Below are 19,492 nucleotides of genomic sequence, written 5' to 3'. Positions count from 1 at the left end.
CCGCGAGTGCCCGGTGAGGGCACCCGCGGGGCACAGAAGTGGAATCAGGTACCGGTGAGGTGTTCCGGGCGCACCGGCACCCGGTCGAGCGCCAGTCCCGTCGCGGCGCGGATTGCGGCCACGATCGCGGGTGTCGACGAGATCGTCGGGGGTTCCCCGACTCCCCGCAGGCCGTACGGGGCGTGCGGATCGGCCAGCTCCAGCACCTCGATCCGCATCGGCGGCATGTCCAGCACCGTCGGGATGAGGTAGTCGGTGAACGACGGGTTGCGGATGACGCCGCCCCGCGTCTGGATCTCCTCCATCACCGCGAGCCCGAGCCCCTGCGCCGAACCGCCCTGGATCTGGCCGAGGACCGCCTGCGGGTTGAGTGCCTTGCCGACGTCCTGCACGCAGTCGAGCGCGACCACCTTCACCAGGCCCAGCTCGGTGTCCACGTCCACAACGGCGCGGTGGGCGGCGAAGCCGTACTGCACGTGGGCGTTGCCCTGCCCGGTTTCGGGGTCGAGTGCCTCGGTGGGCCGGTGCCGCCATTCCACGGTCTCGTCGAACGCCTCGCCGTCGAGCACGTCCACGAGGTCGGCGAGCACCCCGTCGTGCCGCGAGACCACCTTGCCGCCCGCAACGCTCAGCTCGGTGTGCTCATGGCCGAGCACGCGGGCAGCGTGCGCGACGAGCGCCGCGCGCACCTTCAGTGCCGCCGCGCGTACCGCGCCCCCGGTCATGTAGGTCTGCCGCGATGCCGACGACGAACCCGCGCTGCCGATCGAAGTGTCCATCGGCAGGATCGTCACCTGCTCCACGCCCAGCTCCGTGCGGATGATCTGCTGCAGGATCGTCACGAGTCCCTGGCCGACCTCGCACGCCGCCGTCTGGACGGTCGCCGCGGGCTCGCCGCCGACGGCCTCCAGCCGCACGCGCGCCGTCGAGTAGTCGTCGAAGCCCTCGGAGAAGCAGATGTTCTTGATGCCCACCGCGTAGCCGACGCCGCGCATGACGCCCTCGCCGTGGGTGGTGTTGGAGACCCCGCCGGGCAGGCGCCGCAGGTCGAGCTCGCCGGAGCGCTCGGCGGGCAGCGGCATGGCCCGCAGCCTCGTCAGCAACTCCTCCACGGGCGCCGCCGAGTCGACCACCTGGCCGGTGGGCATCACGGTGCCCTCGCTCATCGCGTTGCGCAGCCGCACCTCCACCGGGTCGAGCCCGCACGCCTCGGCGAGTCTGTCCATTTGCGACTCGTAGCCGAACGCCGCCTGCACGGCGCCGAAGCCACGCATCGCCCCGCACGGCGGGTTGTTGCTGTAGGTGCCCCAGCAGTCGACGGTCACGTTGGGCACGTCGTAGGGTCCGACGCCGAGCGTCGCCGCATTGCCGGCCACGGCCGCGGTGGTGGAGGCGTAGGCGCCGCCGTCGAGGTAGATCTTCGCCTTCACGTACACGAGGCGGCCGTCGCGGTCGGCGCCGTGCTCGTAGTACATCCGCGCCGGGTGCCGGTGCACGTGGCCGTAGAAGGACTCCTCGCGGTTGTAGACCATCTTCACCGGCTTGCCGGTGTGCAGCGCCAGCAGGCACGCGTGCACCTGTATCGACAGGTCCTCCCTGCCGCCGAACGCGCCGCCCACCCCGGCGAGCGTCAGCCTCACCTTCTCCGGCGGCAGGCCCAGCGCGGCGACGATCTGCTGCTGGTCGACGTGCAGCCACTGCGTCGCGACGTAGAGATCGACGCCGCCGTCCTCGGCGGGCACGGCGAGCCCCGACTCCGGGCCGAGGAACGCCTGGTCCTGCATCCCGACCTCGTAGGTTCCGGTGACCACAACGTCGGCGGTCACATTCTGTTCGCCGCGCCGGATCGGCACGTGCCGCACCACGTTGCCACCGGGGTGCAGCGCGGGTCCCTCCCCCGCGACGGCGGCCTCGGAGTCGGTGACCGGTTCGAGCACCTCGTAGCCGACCTCGATGCGTTTCATCGCGCGGCGCGCGGTCTCGGGGTGGTCGGCTGCGACGAGCGCGATCGGCTCGCCCTGGTAGCGCACGACGTCCTCGGCCAGCACGGGCTGGTCGGGGTGTTCGAGGCCGTAGCGGTTCACGCCCGGCACGTCGGCGTGGGTCAGCACCGCGTACACGCCGGGCACCGCGAGCGCGGCGGCGATGTCGACGCCCGTGATCCGCGCGTGCGGGTGCGGGCTGCGCAGGGTCACGCCCCACAGCATGTCCTCGTGCCACAGGTCCGAGGAGTAGGCGAACTCGCCGCGCACCTTCATCGTGCCGTCGGGGCGCACGGGGCTCGCGCCGATGCCCTGCGCCTCGGTGACGCCCGTGGTCTCGGTGGAGATGGTCATCGCAGCCTCCCGCTCGCGGTACGCAGTTCGGTGGCGATCGCGGACTCGTCGGCGGTGCGCAGCTCGCCGCGCTCCACGACGGTCTCGCCGCCCACCAGCAGCAGCTCGATGGCCGGTACGGCGCCAAGCACCAGCGCGGCCACCGGGTCGGTGATCCCGGCGTGACGAAGGCCGTCGAGCCGCCACACGGCGAGGTCGGCGAGCTTGCCCGGCTCCAGGGAGCCCAGCTCGTCCTGCCTGCCGAGGCACCGCGCGCCGCCCATCGTGCCCATCCACAGGGCCTGCCGCACGGTCAGCGCCTGCGGCCCGCCGCGCTGGCGGGCCTGCAGCAGCGCCTGGTGCAGCTCCTCGCCGAGGCCGCCGGACTCGTTGGACGCGGCGCCGTCGACCCCGAGACCGACGGGCGCGCCGGCCTCGAGCAACTCGCGCGCGGGTGCGATGCCGGTGCCGAGCCTGCCGTTGGACGTCGGGCAGTGCGCCGATCCGGTGCCGGTCTCACCGAGCCTGCGGATCGCGCCGGGGGCCAGGTGCACGGTATGGGCGAGCCACACGTCGTCGCCGAGCCAGCCGAGCGAGTCGGCGTACTCGGCGGGCGTGCAGCCCACCTCGGCGAGGCACTGGCGCTCCTCGTCGAGGGTCTCCGCGAGATGCGTGTGCAGCCGGACTCCCTTGCGCCGCGCCAGTTCCGCGGCCTCCTTCATCAGCCGCTCGGTGACCGTGAACGGCGAGCACGGACCGGCCGCGATGCGGATCCGCGCGTTCGGCGAGGGATCGTGGTAGGTGTCGATGGCGTGCTCGGTGCCGCGCAGGGCCGACTCGATGTCCTCCACGAGGTGGTCGGGTGGCAGCCCGCCGTCGGACTCGCCGCGGTCCATCGAACCGCGCACGAGGTGCCCGCGCACGCCGATCCGCGTGACGGCGGAGACCAGCGCCTCCACCTGGTCGCCGCCATCGCGGGGGAACACGTAGTGGTGGTCCGCCACGGTCGTGCAGCCGGTGAGCGCGAGCCGCGCGAGCCCCGCCGTGGCGGCCGCGTGCGTGATCTCGGCGTCGAGCCCGCCCCAGACCGGGTACAGCTCCACCAGCCACTCGAACAGCGTCGAGTCGGCGGCGAGCCCGCGCGTGGCCCACTGGTACAGGTGGTGGTGGGTGTTGACGAGGCCGGGCGTGACGAGACAGCCGCTGCCGTCCACGCGCCTGCCATCCGTGGTGGGCGCGGGTCCCTCTCCCACGGCCACGATGTGCTCGCCGTCCACGACGACGTGCCCGCTGCGGTACTCCGTGCCGCCCGCGTCGACCGTCGCGATCGCGGCGTTGTCGATGACGATCATCGGGCACCCGCCGCCAGCCGGACCGCGTCGAGGATCTTCTCGTATCCCGTGCAGCGGCAGAGGTTTCCGGCCAGTGCCTCGCGGATCTCCTCGTCGCTCGGCTCGGGCACCCGGTTGAGCAGGTCGTGGGCCGCCACGACCAGGCCCGGCGTGCAGAAGCCGCACTGCACGGCGCCCGCGTCCACGAAGGACTGTTGCACCGGGTCGAGCGCGTCGCCCTCGGCCAGGCCCTCGACGGTGCGCACCTCGCGGCCCTCGGCCTGCCCCGCCGCAACCAGGCACGAGCACACCGGCACGTCGTCCAGATACACGGTGCACGAGCCGCACTCGCCCTGCTCGCAGGCGTTCTTGGAGCCGGGCAGGCCCAGCCGCTCGCGCAGGACGTAGAGCAGGCTCTCGCCCTCCCACACGTCGTCGGCCTGTCGCCGCTCCCCGTTGACCGTCACGTTCAGGCGCATTGCAGGACACTCCCTCGGTAGCCGTCCCAGGCCCACGTCAGCGTCCTGCGCGCGAGGACGGACAGGGCGTGTGTGCGGTAGGCGGCGCTGCCGCGCACGTCGTCGATCGGGGTCGCCGCGCTCGCGACGAGGTCCCCGAAGCGGCGCTTGAGCGAGTCGGCCAGCGGCGCGGGCGCGTCCCAAGGCAACTCGTCGAGCAGGAACCTCTCGGCCTCGCCGACCCGCCGCGGAGTGGGCGCCGCCGAGCCGATCGCGGCGCCGACGTGTCCCTCCCGGAGCACGATCGCGAACGAGCACACCGCGATCACCATCGCGTTGCGGGTGCCGATCTTCGCGAACTGCTCCCCTCCCGTGGCCGCGGGCAGGCGCACGGCCGTGATCAGCTCGTCCGGCTCCAGCGCGTTGCGCTTCACGCCGGTGTAGAAGTCCTCGGCCGCGATGAACCGCCGCCCGCGCACGGAGGCGACCTCCACGCGCGCGCCGGTCGCGAGCAGCACGGGATGGGTGTCACCTGCCGGGGACGCGGCGCCCAGGTTGCCGCCGACCGTGCCCCGGTTGCGGATCTGGGGCGAGCCGACCGTGCGCGCCGCCATCGCGAGGCCCGGCAGCGCGTCACCGAGTTCGTCGATCACCCGCGCGTACGGCACGCCAGCACCGAGGGTCACCGTCCCATCCAAAGTGGACCACTCGGCGAGTTCACCGATACGGGTCAGATCAAGCAGCGCCTCGGGGCGCCGGTGGTCGAAGTTCAGCTCGACCATGACGTCGGTGCCGCCCGCGATCGGCACCGCGTCCGGCCGCTGCGCCTTGATGGCGAGGGCCTCGTCGAGGCTGGTCGGTCGGAGGAAGTCCACGAGACGCTCCAGGAAATCGGGGTGTGACCCAGTACACCGCCCGGGCGCCGGTGGCGGCAACGGCCCGGGAGCATGAAAGAAGGGGCAGCGCACCGAGGCGCTTTCGTGCTTTCCTACAAACCTGATGACGCTGGTGAGAACCCTGCTGGAGATCCCTGAGCTGCGGATGCGGCTGCGCGCGGGCGGCGACCTGCTCGACCGCGTGGTGACCCGCATCTACGGCACCGAGCTGCCCGATCCGAGCCGCTACCTCTCGGCGGGCGAACTCGTGCTGAGCGGGCTGCTCTGGTGGCGTGGGCCGGATGACGCGGAGCCGTTCGTCGCCGCGCTCGCTCACGCCCGGTGCGCCGCGCTGGCGGCGTCGGGCGCCGACACCGGCGGCATCCCCGACGAGCTGGTGGCCGCGTGCGAGCGGCACCGGATGCCGCTGCTGGAGGTCCCAGCCGACCTGTCGTTCGCCGTGGTCACCGAGCGGGTGGTGCTCGCGCTGGCCGACGAGTCCGGCGGGGCACGCAAACGGTTGCTGTCGGCTGCCGCCGAGGACGCCTCGCTGCCCACGCTGCTCACCCACGCCGCGACGGAGCTGGGCGCCGACTGCTGGGTGTGCTCTGCGACCGGCCGCGTCGTCGCCGCGAGCGCGTCCGGCGCTCCGCAGGAACGCACGGTGCTGCCGGTGGGTGGGCGCAGCGCCGTGCCGTGGTCGCTCGTCGTCGGCGCCGAGCTGGGACCGGGACTCACCGAGGTCGCCGAGGAGCTGGCGAGCCTCGTCGGACTCGCCAGGGCGCGGGAGGACGAGGTGCGCCGGGTCCGCATGCGCGTCGCCGCGCCGCTGCTCGCGCTGCTGGCCGACCCGGCGGGCAGTGCGGCCGAGCTGGCCACGGCGTTCGCCGCGACCGGCCTGCCCGCCGACCTCCCCCTGCGTGTGCTGCTGGCCCGCGCTCCCGGCGCGGGCGACATCCTCGGCGAGCTGCTCGCCGAGCATCGCGGCCCCGTGTTCATCGGTGAGCTCGGCGATGCGGGTGAGGCGTGCGCGCTCGTGCCCGCCGACGACGGCTGGCCGTCCGACTGGCCCGCCACGGCGACGCGGGCGCTGGAGCGGCTCGGCGGCGGTCGCGTCCTCATCGGCATCGGCGGGCCGGCCACGATGCCGGGCCTGCGCGGCGCGAGCGAGGAGGCAAGGCACGCCCTCGGTGCCGCGGCGCGGCGGGCCGAGCGCGTGGCCGTGCTGTCCGGCGAGGAGATCGGCGTCCACCGGCTGCTGCTCGCGGGCGCGCCCGACGAGCTGCGCCGCGCCCTGCGCGAGCGCACGCTCGGCCCGCTGGCGGGGCATCCCGAGCTGCTCCGCACCGTTCGCGTGTACCTGGAGTGCTCCGGCTCGCCCGCCAGGGCGGCGAAGGCCCTGCACGTCCACGTGAACACACTGCGGTACCGGCTCGCGCGCGCGGGCGAGCTGCTCGGCGCCGACCTCACGGACTTCCGCACGCAGGTGGACGTCTACCTGGCCCTGTCAGTGGACAACTGACCCAGCGTCCGCAGTGAAGGCCACCTTCACTGCGTTCAACGCAGTGAAGGTGGCCTTCACTGCAGTTGGCTCCACCCGGCTAGGCGAAGGGGCGGACCTCCACGCCCGCGGCAAGGAGGCCCTTGCGGACCTGGCGGGCGATCTCAACCGCACCGGCCGTGTCGCCGTGCACGCACAGGGAACGCGGCCGCGCGGCGACGGAACTGCCGTCCGTGGCGACGACCGTGCCGTCGGTGGCCATCCGGACGCTGCGCTTCACGACCTCCTCCGGTTCGTGCACCACGGCGCCGGGCAGCCGCCGCGAGACGAGCCGACCCTCCGGCGTGTAGGCGCGGTCGGCGAAGGCCTCCTCCACGGCGGTCAGCCCCTCGGCCGAGGCCTGCCGCAGCAGCTCGGAGCCGGGCAGGCCGAGAATCGGCAGGCTCGGGTCGTACCGCCTGACGGCGTCGACCACGGCCGCGGCCTGCTCGGCGTGGTGCACCACGGCGTTGTAGAGCGCGCCGTGCGGCTTGACGTAGCGCACCCGCGTGCCCGCGATCTTCGCGAAGCCCTCCAGCGCGCCGATCTGGTAGAGGACGTCGTTCACCAGCTCGTGCGGGTCCATGTCGATGAACCGCCGCCCGAACCCGGCGAGGTCCCGGTAACCGACCTGCGCCCCGATCACCACACCGCGCTCGGCCGCCAGCTCGGTCACCTTGCGCAGCACGGACGGGTCCCCGGCGTGGAAACCGCACGCCACGTTCGCGCTTGTCACGATGTCGAGCAACGCCTCGTCGTCGGTGAGGGGCCAGGCGCCGAAGCCCTCGCCCAGGTCACTGTTGAGGTCGATCACCATGTCGGTCACGCCGTCAGGGTAGGCGCCTCACCAGCCGGTCGAGCGCCGCCCGGTCCAGCGTCGTCAGCTCGGTCACCTCGGCCTGCGTGACGGCCCCGCAGTCGAGCCCCCGCACGAGGTAGGCGGCCAGCGCCTGCGCCGTGGCGGGCTCGTCGAGCACCGCGCCCTCGGTCTTGCGCACGTAGTCCCGCACGCGCGCCGCAGCCGACGGCAGGGTCTCGCGGAAGAACGCGTACGTCGCGGCGAACCGGCTCGGCAGCTGGTGCGGATGCAGGTCCCAGCCCTGGTAGAAACCGCGTTCCAGCGACCGCCGCACGAGCCGGAGGTGCTCGGCCCACGCGCCGTGCACTGCCTCGGCGTCGCCGACGGGAAGGCGGTTGGTGGAGCCGTCGGAGAGCCGCACCCCCGTGCCGGCGGCGGCCACCTGCATCAGCTCCTTGGCGAAGTCGGCGGCCGGGTGGTCCATGCTCTGGTAGGCGCCGCTGATGCCAAGGCCCGCGCTGTAGTCGTAGGTGCCGAAGTGCAGGCCGCTGCACCGCCCGCCCGCGGCACGCACGATGCGCGGCAGGGCGACCGTCCCGTCTCCGCCGAGCACCGACTGCGCGGTCTCGATCTGCACCTCGAACCGCAGCGAGCCCGCCGCGAGTCCGTGCACCTTCTCCAGCTCGCCCAGCACCTCGGCACACGCCCCGACCTGCTCGACGGCGGTCACCTTCGGCAGCGTCAGCACGAACCCCGGCGGCGGCTCACCCAGCTCCCCGAGGAAGTTGTCCAGCGTGCGAATGGCCCGCCTGCGCGTCGGCGCCTCGAAGCTCTTGAACCGGATGCCCACGAACGGCGGCGGCGAGTCGGCGGCCAGTTCCCCTGCCACCCGCACGGCCTCGGCGTCCTCGGCGTCGTCACCGGGGTTGCCGTAACCGTCCTCGAAGTCCACGCGCAGGTCCTCGATCGGCTGTGTGCGCAGCTTCTCCCGCACCCGGTCGAGCACGTCGGCGGAGACGCCGAGCGTGGTCCCGTGCTCGGCGAGCACCGCCAGCGCCCGCTCGCCCCACTCGGCGGAAAGCCCCGCGTGGTAGGCATTCGCGGGCACGTAGACGGTGTGCACGGGCTGCCGCCCGGCCGGCTCGCCGGGGTAGTCGGCCGCGACGCGCGCGTCGGCCTCGGCGAGGCGCGCGTCGATCCGCTCGTAGACCTCCCCGGGGAGCCGGCCTGCGGCCATTACTTGATCCGCTCGTAGGCGGGCAGGGTCAGGAAGTCGGCGAACTGCTCGGCGAGCGCGACCTCCTCGAACAGCTCCACCGCCTGGGCGAGCGTGTCGGCGTCGATGGCGCCCTCCAGCTCGCCGCGCACGTCGGCCAGCACCGAGCGCACCAGCTCCTCGGTGACGGTCTCGCCGGAGTCGAGCGTGACGCCGTTGCGGACCCACTGCCACACCTGCGAACGCGAGATCTCCGCCGTCGCGGCGTCCTCCATGAGATTGTGGATGGCCGCGGCGCCGTTGCCCGACAGCCACGAGGCGATGTAGCGGACGCCGACGTCCACCGCGCCACGCAGGCCGCCCATCGTCGCCGAGCCCTCGGTGGCGGCGATGTCGAGCAGCTGGTCAGCGGTCACGGAGACGTCCTCACGCAGCCGGTCGAGCTGGTTGGGCTTGTCGCCGAGGACCTTGTCGAACTCCTCCTTGCAGAGCTCGACCATGCCGGGGTGGGCCACCCACGAGCCGTCGAAGCCGTCGCCGGCCTCGCGCGCCTTGTCGTCGTGGACCTTCGCCATCGCCTTCTCGTTGACCTCGGGGTCCTTGCTCGGGATGAACGCGGCCATGCCGCCGATCGCGAACGCCCCGCGCTTGTGGCACGTGCGCACCAGCAGCTCGGTGTAGGCCCGCATGAACGGCGCGGTCATCGTGACGCTGTTGCGGTCGGGCAGCACGAACCTCTCGCCCGCGTCGCGGAAGTACTTGATGATGCTGAACAGGTAGTCCCAGCGGCCCGCGTTGAGGCCCGAGGCGTGCTCGCGCAGCTCGTAGAGGATCTCCTCCATCTCGAACGCGGCGGGGATCGTCTCGATCAGCACGGTGGCGCGGATGGTGCCGTGCTCGATGCCCAGCGTCTTCTCGGCATGGGTGAACACGTCGTTCCACAGCCGTGCCTCGAGGTGGCTCTCCATCTTCGGCAGGTAGAAGTACGGGCCCCGGCCCCGGTTGAGCAGCTCCTTCGCGTTGTGGAAGAAGTACAGGCCGAAGTCCACGAGCGCGCCCACGGCAGGACGGCCGTTGATCTCGATGTTGCGTTCGTCGAGATGCCAGCCGCGCGGGCGGACCACGATCGTGGCGTGCTCGATGTCGTCGCGCAGCTGGTAGTGCTTGCCGTTCGAGTCGAGCTCGATCGTGCCCCTGATCGCGTCGGAGAGGTTCACGTGCCCGGAGACGACGTTGACCCAGTGCGGGGTGTTGGCGTCCTCGAAGTCGGCGAGCCACACCTTCGCGCCGGAGTTCAACGCGTTGATCGTCATCTTGCGGTCGGTGGGACCGGTGATCTCGACCCGGCGGTCGCGCAGCGCGGCGGGCGCCTCGGCGACCTGCCACTCCGACTCGCGGACCTCCTTCGTCTCCGGCAGGAAGTCCAGCTTTCCGGTGCGCTTGGCCTCCTCGCGGCGTTGCGTGCGAGCCTCGAGAAGCTTGTCCCGCGTCGTCGCGAAGGCGTCGTGGAGGCCGCCGAGGAACTGCAGGGCTTCCTCGGTCAGCACCTCGTCGCCGCGCTCGACGGCGTCGCCGAGCACACGAACATCAGACATGCGAACACCTCAGAGTCTGGTCAGGATAACGATCATCTTGTTTTACATCTCGGACTATAGTTTCTACATTGCGGAAGCTCAACGCGAGAGGAGACGGTGTGGCCCCCGAGAGGTCAGGTAACGGCGGGGTGCAGTCGCTGCAACGTGCGTTCGAGCTGCTCGAACGGCTGGCGGACGCCGGAGGCGAGGCGAGCCTTTCGGAGCTGGCGACGTCGTCTGGACTGCCGATGCCCACGATCCACCGGCTCATCCGCACGCTCGTCGCGCTGGGCTACGTCCGGCAGAACACCAACCGCCGCTACGCGCTGGGCGCGCGGCTGATCCGGCTCGGCGAGAACGCGAGCCTGCAGTTCGGCACGTGGGCGCGGCCGCTGCTCGCGGAACTGGTGGACGAGGTCGGCGAGACGGCGAACCTCGCGGTGCTGGAGCGCGACGAGGTGGTCTACGTCTCCCAGGTGCCGTCCAAGCACTCGATGAGGATGTTCACCGAGGTCGGCCGCAGGCTGCTGCCGCACGGCACGGGTGTCGGCAAGGCGATCCTGGCGGAGCTGCCCGCCGACGAGGTGCGGGCGCTGCTCGCGCGTACGGGGATGCCGTCCTACACCGAGCACACCCACACCGACGTGGAGAAGTTCCTCCGGCACCTCGGCAAGATCGCGAAACAGGGCTACGCACTCGACGAGAGCGAGCAGGAGCTGGGGGTGCGCTGCCTGGCGGTGCCGGTGGCGGGCGCGCCGACACCCGCGGCGGTGTCGGTGTCGGGCCCGGAAGGCAGGCTGACGAAGGAGGCGGTCACCCGCATCGCTCCGGTGGTGCAGCGCATAGCGGCGGCCCTGTCGGAACAACTCTCGACCCGCGACCTCAGCGCCTGAACTGCCTGAAGCGCCTGAACTGCCCCCAAGGCCACCTTTGTTGCGTTGAACGCACCGAAGGTGGCCTTGGGGGCAGGTAGGTCAGCTCAGGAGGGCGTCGACAAAGGCGTCCGGTTCGAAGGGGGCCAGATCGTCGGGGCCCTCGCCGAGGCCGACGAGCTTCACCGGGACGCCCAGCTCCCGCTGCACCTGGAACACGATGCCGCCGCGGGCGGTGCCGTCGAGCTTGGTCAGCACGATGCCCGTCACGTCCACGACCTCGGAGAACACCCGCGCCTGCGCGAGGCCGTTCTGGCCCGTCGTCGCGTCGAGCACCAGCAGCACCTCGTCGACCTTGGCCTGCTTCTCGACCACGCGCTTAACCTTGCCCAGCTCGTCCATCAGGCCGGTCTTGGTGTGCAGCCTGCCCGCGGTGTCCACCAGCACGGCGTCCACGCCGGCGTCGATGCCGCGCTTGACCGCGTCGAAGGCCACCGACGCCGGGTCGGCGCCCTCCTTGCCGCGCACGACCTCCGCGCCGACGCGCTCGGACCACGTCTGCAGCTGGTCGGCCGCAGCCGCGCGGAACGTGTCCGCCGCGCCGAGCAGCACCTCCCTGCCCTGCGCGACGAGCACCCGTGCGAGCTTGCCGGTGGTGGTGGTCTTACCGGTTCCGTTCACGCCGGTGACCAGCACGACCGCGGGCTGCTTGGTGCCGGCGACGGTGTGCGGCAGCGCGCGCACCGCGCGGTCGGCGTCCGGCCGCAAGGCCTCGGTGAGCACCTCGCGCAGCACGCTCCTCGCCTCGTCCGGCGTGCGGACGCCGCGCGTGGACAGCTCGGTGCGCAGCCGCTCGACGATCTCCGTGGTCGTGGCGGCCCCGAGGTCGGCGACGAGCAGCGTGTCCTCGACGTCCTGCCAGGAGTCCTCGTCGAGGTCACCCGCACCGAGCAGGCCGAGCAGGCCCTGGCCGAGCGCCGAGCGCGACTTCGACAGCCGTCCGCGCAACCGCTCCATACGGCCCGCGGCCGGGGGCACCTCCTCGCGCTCGGGCTCGGGCTCTGGCGCACGCTCCGGCTCCGGCGCGGGAGCGGGCTCCGGCACGGCGGGCGGCGCCTCGGGAGTGGGCGCCTCGGCGGCGGGAGGCTCCTCGGCGGGCGCGGTGGGGGCCTGCTCGCCGGGGAGGCCGACGTCCACGATGCCGCGGCGCGGCGCGTCCCTCGGGACCGCAGCGTCGTCGCCGACCCCGGGCTCACCGTCGGTCTCGGTGCGCTCCTCCACCGGGTGCGCGGGAGCCTCGGTACCACCGGGGGCCAGCGCGATACCGCCCCCGGCGTGGTAGCGGCCGCCCTTGGGCGTCTCGTCGCGCTCCTCGGTCAGGCTGATCCTGCGCTTCTTGCGCGCGATCGTGAGCCCGGCGACGAGCGCGACCAGAAGCACGACGGCCGCGACGACGATGATCCAGATCAAGGTGGTGCTCGACACTCTGTCATCCTCGCATCCGCCGACCGGGCGAGCCGGTCACCCCTGAACGAATCGTTGGACCTCCACGCACGCGGCATATTTTCAGCCAAAGTTTCACCGAAAGTCTTGCGCCGCCCTCACAATGTGGACTAGACCACTCCAATGCGTGTCGTAGGCCTCATCTCCGGCACGTCGATGGACGGCATCGACGTCGCGGTCGCCGAGCTGCGCACCGACGAGAGCGGGCTCGTACTGACCCCGCTCGGCGCACTCGAGCTTCCCTACCCCGCCGCGCTGCGGGACGAGCTGCTCGCCGCGCTGCCTCCGGGACCGTGCACCGCCGGGCAGCTGACCAGGCTCGACACGTGCGTCGGGCAGGCGTTCGCCCAAGCGGCGCACACGGCGCTCGACCGCTTCGGCCCCGCGGAGCTCGTCGCCTCGCTCGGCCAGACCGTCTTCCACTGGATCGAGGACGGCCAAGCCCTCGGCACGCTCCAGCTCGGGCAGCCCGCCTGGATCGCGGAGCGCACCGGCCTGCCGGTGGTCGCCGACCTCCGGGTCCGCGACATCGCCGCGGGCGGCCACGGTGCGCCACTCGCCGGCACCCTCGACGCGCTGTGGCTGCGGGGCGTCGCCGAGGACGAGGGCGCACCCGCCGCCGCGCTCAACATCGGCGGCATCGCCAACCTCACCGTCGTCCACCCCGGCGGCGACGTGCTCGCCTACGACACCGGCCCCGGCAACGCGCTGCTCGACGCCGCCGTCGGCGAGCTCACCGGCGGGGCGCGACGCAGCGACACCGGCGGAGCGCTCGCCGCGCGCGGCAGCGTCCGTCCCGACCTGCTGGACCGCCTCCTCGCCGACCCGTACTACGCGGCCGCGCCACCGAAGTCGACCGGCAAGGAGCACTTCCACACCGGCTACCTGCGCGACGCCGTCGCCGGACTCCCCGCCATCGCCGACGAGGACCTGCTGGCGACGCTCACCGAGCTGACCGCGGCCACCATCGCTCACGAGTGCGAGCGCCACGGCGTGCGCACCGTCGTCGCCTCGGGTGGCGGCATCCGCAACCCTGTCCTGCTGCGCGCGCTCGCCGCGAGGCTTACCGTCGTGCCCAGCGACGAGCTCGGCCTGCCCGCCGACGCCAAGGAGGCGTACCTGACCGCGCTCCTAGGCTGGCTGACCTGGCACGGCGTCCCGGCGAACGTGCCGAGCGCGACCGGTGCTCGCGGGCCTCGGCTGCTCGGCAGCATCACACCCGGTTCCGGTCCACTCGAACTGCCGTCGCCACTGCGAACGGTGCCCAGACGCTTGCGGGTAGCGAAGACCGCCGAGACACGGTAGGAGATTTCAGATGCGGGCACTCGACCTCGTGATCATCGCGATCTTCCTCGTGGGGATGCCACTGCTGGGCATCCTCATCGGCGGCAGACAGAAGTCGGGCAACGACTACTTCGTCGGTGAGGGCCGCATCTCGTGGTGGGTCGCGTGCCTGTCGGTGGTCTCCGCCGAGACGTCCACGCTCACGGTGCTCTCGGTGCCGACGGTCGCCTACCTCGCGACGCCCGAGGCCGGCGGGATGACGTACCTGTCGCTGGCGATCGGCTACATCTGCGGGCGTGTGGTGGTGGCGTTCGTGCTGCTCCCCCGCTACGTCGCCGGCAACCTGGTCACCGCCTACGCCTTCCTCGGCAAGCGATTCGGCGGCGGCCTCCAGGGCACCGCCTCGGTGACGTTCCTGCTGACCCGGCTGCTCGCCGACGGCCTGCGGCTGTTCGCCACCGCGATCCCGATCAAGGTCGTGCTCGCCGCGTACGGCGTCGACGTCGGCTACTGGACGATCGTCGCGGCGCTCGGGCTCGCGATGGTGCTCTACAGCTTCTTCGGCGGCGTTCGCGCGGTCGTGTGGGTCGACGCGATCCAGATGCTCTGGTACGTCCTCGGCGCCGTCGTCGTCATCTGGGCGCTCGCGGGCAGCCTGCCCGACGGGTGGTTCGGCAGCGCCGTCGACGCGGGCAAGTTCCAGCTCCTCGACTTCAGCTCCAATCCGCTCACGGGGCAGTTCGCGGTGGTCACGGCGGTCATCGGTGGCGCCGTGCTGTCAATGGCCTCGCACGGTTCCGACCAGCTGATCGTGCAGCGCCTGCAGGCGACCAACGACCTTCGCGCCAGCCAGAAGGCGATCATCGCGAGCGGGGTGGTCGTGTTCCTGCAGTTCGCGCTGTTCCTGTTCATCGGCGTGCTGCTGTGGGCGTTCTACCGGGGCGCGGACCCGGTGGACGGCCTCGGGCTGAACAACAACGACGAACTCTTCGCGAACTACATCGTCAACGAGCTGCCGAGCGGACTCTCCGGTTTCGTCATCGCGGGCATCCTGGCCGCGGCGCTCAGCTCGTCGCTCGGGGCGCTCGCGTCCTCCACCGTCACCGACGTGTACGAACGCATCATCGGCCGCGAGCTCTCCGCTCAGGACCGGCTCCGCCAGGGTCGCTTGTGGACGGTCATCTGGGCGGGCCTGCTGATCGTGTTCGCGGGCTTCTTCGCCTCGTTCGCCTCCAGCAGCGACCCGATCGTCGTGCAGGGGCTCTCGATCACCGGCTACACCTACGGCGCGCTGCTCGGCGCGTTCCTGCTCGGGCTGATCGTCAAGAAGGCGCGGCAGGTCGACGCGATCATCGCCTTCGCGGCCACCGTCGTGGTGATGGCGTTCGTGATCCTGGGGATCAAGTTCGACAAGGCCAGCGGTTCGCTCGTCGGAATCGACTTCTCGAAGGCGACCGAAACCACCGTGGCGCTCGCGTTCCCGTGGTACACGCTGCTGGGCGTTGTGATCACGCTGGTCGTCGGCGGCCTGTTGTCGCTGCGGCACTCCACGCCGGACCCACGGGCGGCGGAGTCCTCGGCGCCGCCGGAGCGCACACAGGAGACGGCCTGACATGGACGTGAGCACGCTGCGCCGGACCGGCGACGACTGCACGTGGGACGGTAGCTCGCCGGTCCAGTCCTAGGCAGGGAGTCCAGTCGCGACGGAGCCGACGAAGCGGGCTCCGGCCCGCGAGTCCCCCGCTCCAGCCCGCGAGTCCCCCGCTCCAGCCCGCGAGTTCTGCACTCAGGACGCTGAGTGTTGCGTTCCGGACGGTGAGTGCTGCGCTCGTGATCGGCGCGGCGGACGCGGGAGCGCGGGCAACTCGCGAACCCGAGCGGGGGACTCGCGCGCCTGGGCGGGGAACTCGCGGGCCTGGGCGGGGAACTCGCGGGCCCGAGCGGGGGACTCGCGCGCCTGGGCGGGGAACTCGCGCGCCTGGGCGGGGAACTCGCGCGCCTGGGCGGGGGACTCGCGGGCCTGGGCGGGGGACTCGCGGGCCTGGGCGGGGGACTCGCGGCGGTTACGCCGGGGTCGGGGCCGGTTCGTCCTGCTCGATCTGTTCCGCGCGCATGCGCTGGGAGATCACCTTGGTGATTCCGTCGCCCTGCATGCTCACGCCGTAAAGGGCGTCGGCGATCTCCATCGTCGGCTTCTGGTGCGTGATGATGATCAGCTGCGAGCTGGCACGCAGCTGCTCCAGCAGGCCGATGAGACGCCGCATGTTGGTGTCGTCCAGCGCGGCCTCGACCTCGTCCATCACGTAGAACGGCGAGGGCCGCGCGCGGAAGATCGCCACGAGCATGGCCACCGCGACCAGCGATTTCTCCCCGCCGGACAGCAGCGAGAGCCGCTTGACCTTCTTGCCGGGCGGGCGGGCCTCGACGTCGACACCGGTGGCGAGCATGTCGTCGGGCTCCGTGAGCACCATGCGGCCCTCACCGCCGGGGAAGAGCACGGAGAACACGGTCTCGAACTCGCGGGCCACGTCGTGGTAGGCGGACGTGAAGACCTCGAGGATCTTGTCGTCGACCTCCTTGATCACCGTGAGCAGGTCCTTGCGGGTCGCCTTGAGGTCCTCGAGCTGCGTGGACAGGAACTTGTAGCGCTCCTCCAGCGCGGCGAACTCCTCCAGCGCCAGCGGGTTGACCTTGCCGAGCAGCGCGAGGTCCTTCTCCGCGCGCTTGGCCCTCCGGGCCTGTGTGTCGCGGTCGTACGGGATGGGCTGCGGCGCCATCACCGTCTCGCCCTGCTCCTTCGCGGCCTCGTACTCCGCCAGCTCGCCCGCGCCGGGCGGCACGGGCACCTCGGGGCCGTACTCGGCGATCAGGTCGTCGAGCCCGATGCCGAACTCCTCGGTGATCTTGGTTTCGAGCTGTTCCAGCCGCAGCCGCTGCTCGGCCCTCAGCACCTCGTCGCGGTGGACGGCGTCGGTGAGCTTCTCCAGCTCACCGGTCAGCTCCCTGACCCGGCTGCGCACCTGTGCGAGCGCGGTCTCCCGCTGCTCCCGTTGCGCCTGCGCGGCGTCGCGCTCGGCGGCGGCCCGCTGCAACGAGGTCTCGATGCGCTCCAGCGCCACCTCGCCGCCGTTGACCACGGCCGCGGCGATCTCGGCGCCCCGGGCCCTCGCGATGCGCGCCTTCTCGGCGCGCTCGCGCGCCTGGCGTTCGGCCTCGGCGGCCCGGCGCAGCGAGTCGGCCTTGCCCGCGATGCCCCGCGCCCGCTCCTCGGCGGTGCGCAGCGACAGGCGCGCGTCGACCTCCTCCTGGCGGACCTCGGACAGCGACTCGGCGGCCTCGTCGCGCTCGGTGGTGTCGGGGTCCTCGTCGACGGGCTGGTCGGCGACCGCCGCGAGTCGTTCCTCGAACTCGCTGAGCTTGGCGAGGACCTCCTCGCGGTTCTGCTCCACCTTGGCGCGCTGGTTGCGCAGGCGGTCGACCTCCGAAGACGCCGAGCGCGCGGCGTGCTCGAGGCTGCTGAGCCGCTCCGAGGAGCGGGCGCGCCGAACCTTGGCCTCGTTGAGCGCCTCCTTGGCCTGCCCGACCTCGGCGCGCCGATCCTGCTGCTCGGCGCGGGCGCCTTCGAGCTCGGCGATGGTGCGCTGCAGTGCCCGTTCGGCGGCGGCGAGCCGGTCCTGTGCCTCGTCGACGGCGGCCTGCACCTCGATGACGCTCTCGTCGCGGGCGGAACCGCCGGCGGCCCAGTGGCTGCCGAAGACGTCGCCGTCGGTGGTCACGGCGGTGACGTCGGGGTGTGTGGCGACGAGGTCGCGGGCCTCGTCCAGTCCAGTCACGACGGCGACGCGCTCCAGTGCGCGCTCGACGGCGGGCCGCAACGGCTCGGGAGAAGCGACGACCTCGCGCGCCCAGCGCGCCCCGGAGGGCAGCGCAGGCCAGCCCGTGGTGTCCACAGTGGTCCGGGCGCCGCCGAGTAGCAGTCCCGCGCGCCCGGACTCGTTGTCCTTCAGGTACTTCAGCGCGGCCAGCGCGTCGTTGCCCGCCGCGACCGCGACCGCGTCGGCGACGGGGCCGAGCGCCGCGGCGAGCGCGACCTCGTAGCCTGCTTCGACGGTGAGCAGAGCGGCGACCGAGCCGAGCAGGCCGGGCAGCTCATCGGTTGCGCCGAGCAGGGCGCCCGCGCCGTCCTTGCGCTTGAGGCCCATCGACAGGGCGTCGACCCTGGCCTTCTCGGAGGCGATGTCGCGCTCGGCGGCGCGTTCGGCCTTGACGAGCTCCTCGACGCGGGCCTTGGCGGCGTCGTTGGCGGCGACGGCGCGGTCGTGGCGTTCCTGGAGCCCGGCGTCGTCGGACTCCTCGACCCCGCCATCGGCGCGGGCCTGCTCCAGGTCCTCCGCGGCGGCCTCGGCGCGGGCGGCGGCCTCCTCGATGCCGGTGGTGAGGCGCTCGATCTCCTCGGCGGTGGCGCCGCTCTTGCTGCGCAGCGCCTCGACCTGGCCGGTGAGCTTCGCGATGCCTTCTCGGCGGTCGGCGATGGCGCGCACGGCGGCCATGTGAGCGCGTTCGGCTGCCTGCACGGCACGTTCGAGGTGCTCGCGGCGCTCGACGGCGTCGGAGAGGATGGCCCTGGCCTCGACGACGGCCTCGTTCAGCTCCTGTTCCCGCTCCGCGGCGCGCTCGGCCTCGGCCAGCAGCTCCTCGGGGTCGCGGCCGGAACCGCCGGTCTCGACCTCCGTGGAGAGGTGCCGCTGACGCTCGACCGCGAGGCGCACGGTGCCCCGGAGCCGCTCGGCCAGCGCGGAGAGTTTGTACCAGGTGTCCTGCGCCGCGGCCAGGCGCGGCGCGTCCTCGGCGAGCGAGCTCTCCAGCTCGGTCTCCTCGGTGGTTGCGACCTCGAGCGCCTGCTCCACCTCTGCACGGCGGGCGCGGGCGGCGTTCTCGTCGGCCTCCTCCTTGGCGATGTCGGCGCGCTGGGTGACCAGGTCGTCGGCGTAGAGACGCAGGCGAGCGTCGCGCAGCTCGGACTGGACCACCTGCGCTCGGCGGGCGATCTCCGCCTGCTTGCCGAGCGGCTTGAGCTGGCGGCGCAGCTCGGCGGTGAGGTCGTTGAGGCGGTCGAGGTTGCCCTGCATGGCGGTGAGCTTGCGGAGGGCCTTCTCCTTGCGCTTGCGGTGCTTGAGCACGCCCGCGGCCTCTTCGATGAAGGCGCGCCGCTCCTCGGGCTTGGCCTGGAGGATCTCGGAGAGCTGGCCCTGGCCGACGATGACATGCATCTCGCGGCCGATGCCGGAGTCGGAGAGCAGCTCCTGCACGTCGAGGAGGCGGCAGCCCTTGCCGTTGATCTCGTACTCGCTGGCGCCGTCGCGGAACATCCGGCGCGTGATGGAGACCTCGGTGTACTCGATGGGCAGCGCGCCGTCGGTGTTGTCGATCGTGAGGGTCACCTCGGCGCGGCCGAGCGGGGCGCGGCCCGCCGTCCCCGCGAAGATGACGTCCTCCATCTTGCCGCCGCGCAGGTCCTTCGCACCCTGCGTGCCCATCACCCAGCGGAGCGCGTCGAGCACGTTCGACTTGCCGGAGCCGTTCGGGCCGACGACGCAGGTGATGCCGGGCTCGAAGCGCAGGGTGGTCGCCGACGCGAAGGACTTGAAGCCTTTGAGCGTCAAGCTTTTCAGGTGCACGCGCTGTCGACCTTCCCCTACTGGCGAGACTCCCTCTTCAGTCGGCC

General features: G+C 72.3%; 13 protein-coding genes. 4 read left to right on the top strand and 9 right to left on the bottom strand.

Annotation, left to right across the window (positions count from 1 at the left end; genetic code table 11):
* Positions 1–44: 44 nt before the first annotated feature.
* Genes pucD through DI005_RS13780 form a run of 4 tightly spaced genes read right to left on the bottom strand, consistent with a single transcriptional unit; the run spans position 45 to position 4,979 of the window.
* On the bottom strand, positions 45–2,336 hold the full coding sequence (gene pucD / locus DI005_RS13795; protein ID WP_113642334.1) for a xanthine dehydrogenase subunit D: 2,292 nt from the start codon (positions 2,334–2,336) through the stop codon (positions 45–47).
* Positions 2,333–3,667: an 8-oxoguanine deaminase gene (locus tag DI005_RS13790; RefSeq protein WP_113642333.1), complete on the bottom strand. Its 1,335-nt coding sequence runs from the start codon at positions 3,665–3,667 to the stop codon at positions 2,333–2,335. The genes pucD and DI005_RS13790 overlap by 4 nt, the downstream gene beginning before the upstream one ends.
* Entirely contained in the window at positions 3,664–4,125 is a 462-nt protein-coding gene (locus DI005_RS13785) for a (2Fe-2S)-binding protein (RefSeq protein ID WP_112271907.1), read from the bottom strand. Before DI005_RS13785 ends, DI005_RS13790 begins: the two co-directional genes overlap by 4 nt.
* Positions 4,116–4,979 (bottom strand): xanthine dehydrogenase family protein subunit M, encoded by an 864-nt coding sequence (locus DI005_RS13780; RefSeq protein WP_112271905.1) that lies wholly within the window; start codon positions 4,977–4,979, stop codon positions 4,116–4,118. Before DI005_RS13780 ends, DI005_RS13785 begins: the two co-directional genes overlap by 10 nt.
* A gap of 124 nt (positions 4,980–5,103) precedes the next feature.
* On the opposite strand from DI005_RS13780, the gene DI005_RS13775 reads away from it, so the two are divergent.
* On the top strand, positions 5,104–6,501 hold the full coding sequence (locus tag DI005_RS13775; protein ID WP_112271903.1) for a PucR family transcriptional regulator ligand-binding domain-containing protein: 1,398 nt from the start codon (positions 5,104–5,106) through the stop codon (positions 6,499–6,501).
* Between the two features lie 79 nt (positions 6,502–6,580).
* Here DI005_RS13775 and DI005_RS13770 read toward each other — a convergent pair whose 3' ends face one another.
* From DI005_RS13770 to aceB, 3 genes are read right to left on the bottom strand one after another with little or no spacing between them, the layout of a single operon-like run.
* Positions 6,581–7,336: a LamB/YcsF family protein gene (locus tag DI005_RS13770; protein WP_113642501.1), complete on the bottom strand. Its 756-nt coding sequence runs from the start codon at positions 7,334–7,336 to the stop codon at positions 6,581–6,583.
* A gap of 13 nt (positions 7,337–7,349) precedes the next feature.
* Positions 7,350–8,555, bottom strand: a complete 1,206-nt coding sequence (locus tag DI005_RS13765; protein ID WP_113642332.1) for an aldolase/citrate lyase family protein — start codon at positions 8,553–8,555, stop codon at positions 7,350–7,352.
* Complete coding sequence (aceB, locus tag DI005_RS13760; RefSeq protein WP_112271899.1) at positions 8,555–10,129, bottom strand: malate synthase A; 1,575 nt, start codon at positions 10,127–10,129, stop codon at positions 8,555–8,557. Before aceB ends, DI005_RS13765 begins: the two co-directional genes overlap by 1 nt.
* Positions 10,130–10,227: 98 nt before the next feature.
* Between aceB and DI005_RS13755 the strand changes: the two genes are divergently transcribed.
* Entirely contained in the window at positions 10,228–11,001 is a 774-nt protein-coding gene (locus DI005_RS13755; RefSeq protein ID WP_112271898.1) for an IclR family transcriptional regulator, read from the top strand.
* Between the two features lie 81 nt (positions 11,002–11,082).
* Here the strand turns inward: DI005_RS13755 and ftsY are convergent, their stop codons facing one another.
* Positions 11,083–12,465, bottom strand: a complete 1,383-nt coding sequence (gene ftsY / locus DI005_RS13750) for a signal recognition particle-docking protein FtsY (protein WP_113642331.1) — start codon at positions 12,463–12,465, stop codon at positions 11,083–11,085.
* A 141-nt stretch (positions 12,466–12,606) separates the two neighbouring features.
* Between ftsY and DI005_RS13745 the strand changes: the two genes are divergently transcribed.
* Both DI005_RS13745 and DI005_RS13740 read left to right on the top strand, forming a co-directional pair.
* Positions 12,607–13,788 carry an anhydro-N-acetylmuramic acid kinase gene (locus tag DI005_RS13745; RefSeq protein WP_113642330.1) on the top strand — a complete coding sequence of 394 codons (1,182 nt, stop codon included), beginning with the start codon at positions 12,607–12,609 and terminating at the stop codon, positions 13,786–13,788.
* Positions 13,789–13,798: 10 nt separating this feature from the next.
* Positions 13,799–15,379, top strand: a complete 1,581-nt coding sequence (locus DI005_RS13740) for a sodium:solute symporter (protein ID WP_112271892.1) — start codon at positions 13,799–13,801, stop codon at positions 15,377–15,379.
* 451 nt (positions 15,380–15,830) lie between these two features.
* Here DI005_RS13740 and smc read toward each other — a convergent pair whose 3' ends face one another.
* Entirely contained in the window at positions 15,831–19,445 is a 3,615-nt protein-coding gene (gene smc / locus DI005_RS13735) for a chromosome segregation protein SMC (RefSeq protein ID WP_113642329.1), read from the bottom strand.
* Between the last annotated feature and the right edge of the window lie 47 nt (positions 19,446–19,492).

The sequence above is a fragment of the Prauserella sp. PE36 genome, assembly GCF_003311655.1.
GTDB classification, from domain to species: domain Bacteria; phylum Actinomycetota; class Actinomycetes; order Mycobacteriales; family Pseudonocardiaceae; genus Prauserella_A; species Prauserella_A endophytica.
This window is presented reverse-complemented; position numbering and strand designations above follow the sequence as displayed.

Excerpts from the sequence above, each read along its gene's own strand:
- DI005_RS13770 (WP_113642501.1), bottom strand. The coding sequence starts at position 7,336 with ATGGTGATCGACCTCAACAGTGACCTGGGCGAGGGCTTCGGCGCCTGG.
- aceB (WP_112271899.1), bottom strand. The coding sequence starts at position 10,129 with ATGTCTGATGTTCGTGTGCTCGGCGACGCCGTCGAGCGCGGCGACGAG.
- DI005_RS13785 (WP_112271907.1), bottom strand. The coding sequence starts at position 4,125 with ATGCGCCTGAACGTGACGGTCAACGGGGAGCGGCGACAGGCCGACGAC.
- DI005_RS13745 (WP_113642330.1), top strand. The coding sequence starts at position 12,607 with ATGCGTGTCGTAGGCCTCATCTCCGGCACGTCGATGGACGGCATCGAC.
- DI005_RS13765 (WP_113642332.1), bottom strand. The coding sequence starts at position 8,555 with ATGGCCGCAGGCCGGCTCCCCGGGGAGGTCTACGAGCGGATCGACGCG.
- DI005_RS13775 (WP_112271903.1), top strand. The coding sequence starts at position 5,104 with ATGACGCTGGTGAGAACCCTGCTGGAGATCCCTGAGCTGCGGATGCGG.
- pucD (WP_113642334.1), bottom strand. The coding sequence starts at position 2,336 with ATGACCATCTCCACCGAGACCACGGGCGTCACCGAGGCGCAGGGCATC.
- DI005_RS13790 (WP_113642333.1), bottom strand. The coding sequence starts at position 3,667 with ATGATCGTCATCGACAACGCCGCGATCGCGACGGTCGACGCGGGCGGC.
- DI005_RS13740 (WP_112271892.1), top strand. The coding sequence starts at position 13,799 with ATGCGGGCACTCGACCTCGTGATCATCGCGATCTTCCTCGTGGGGATG.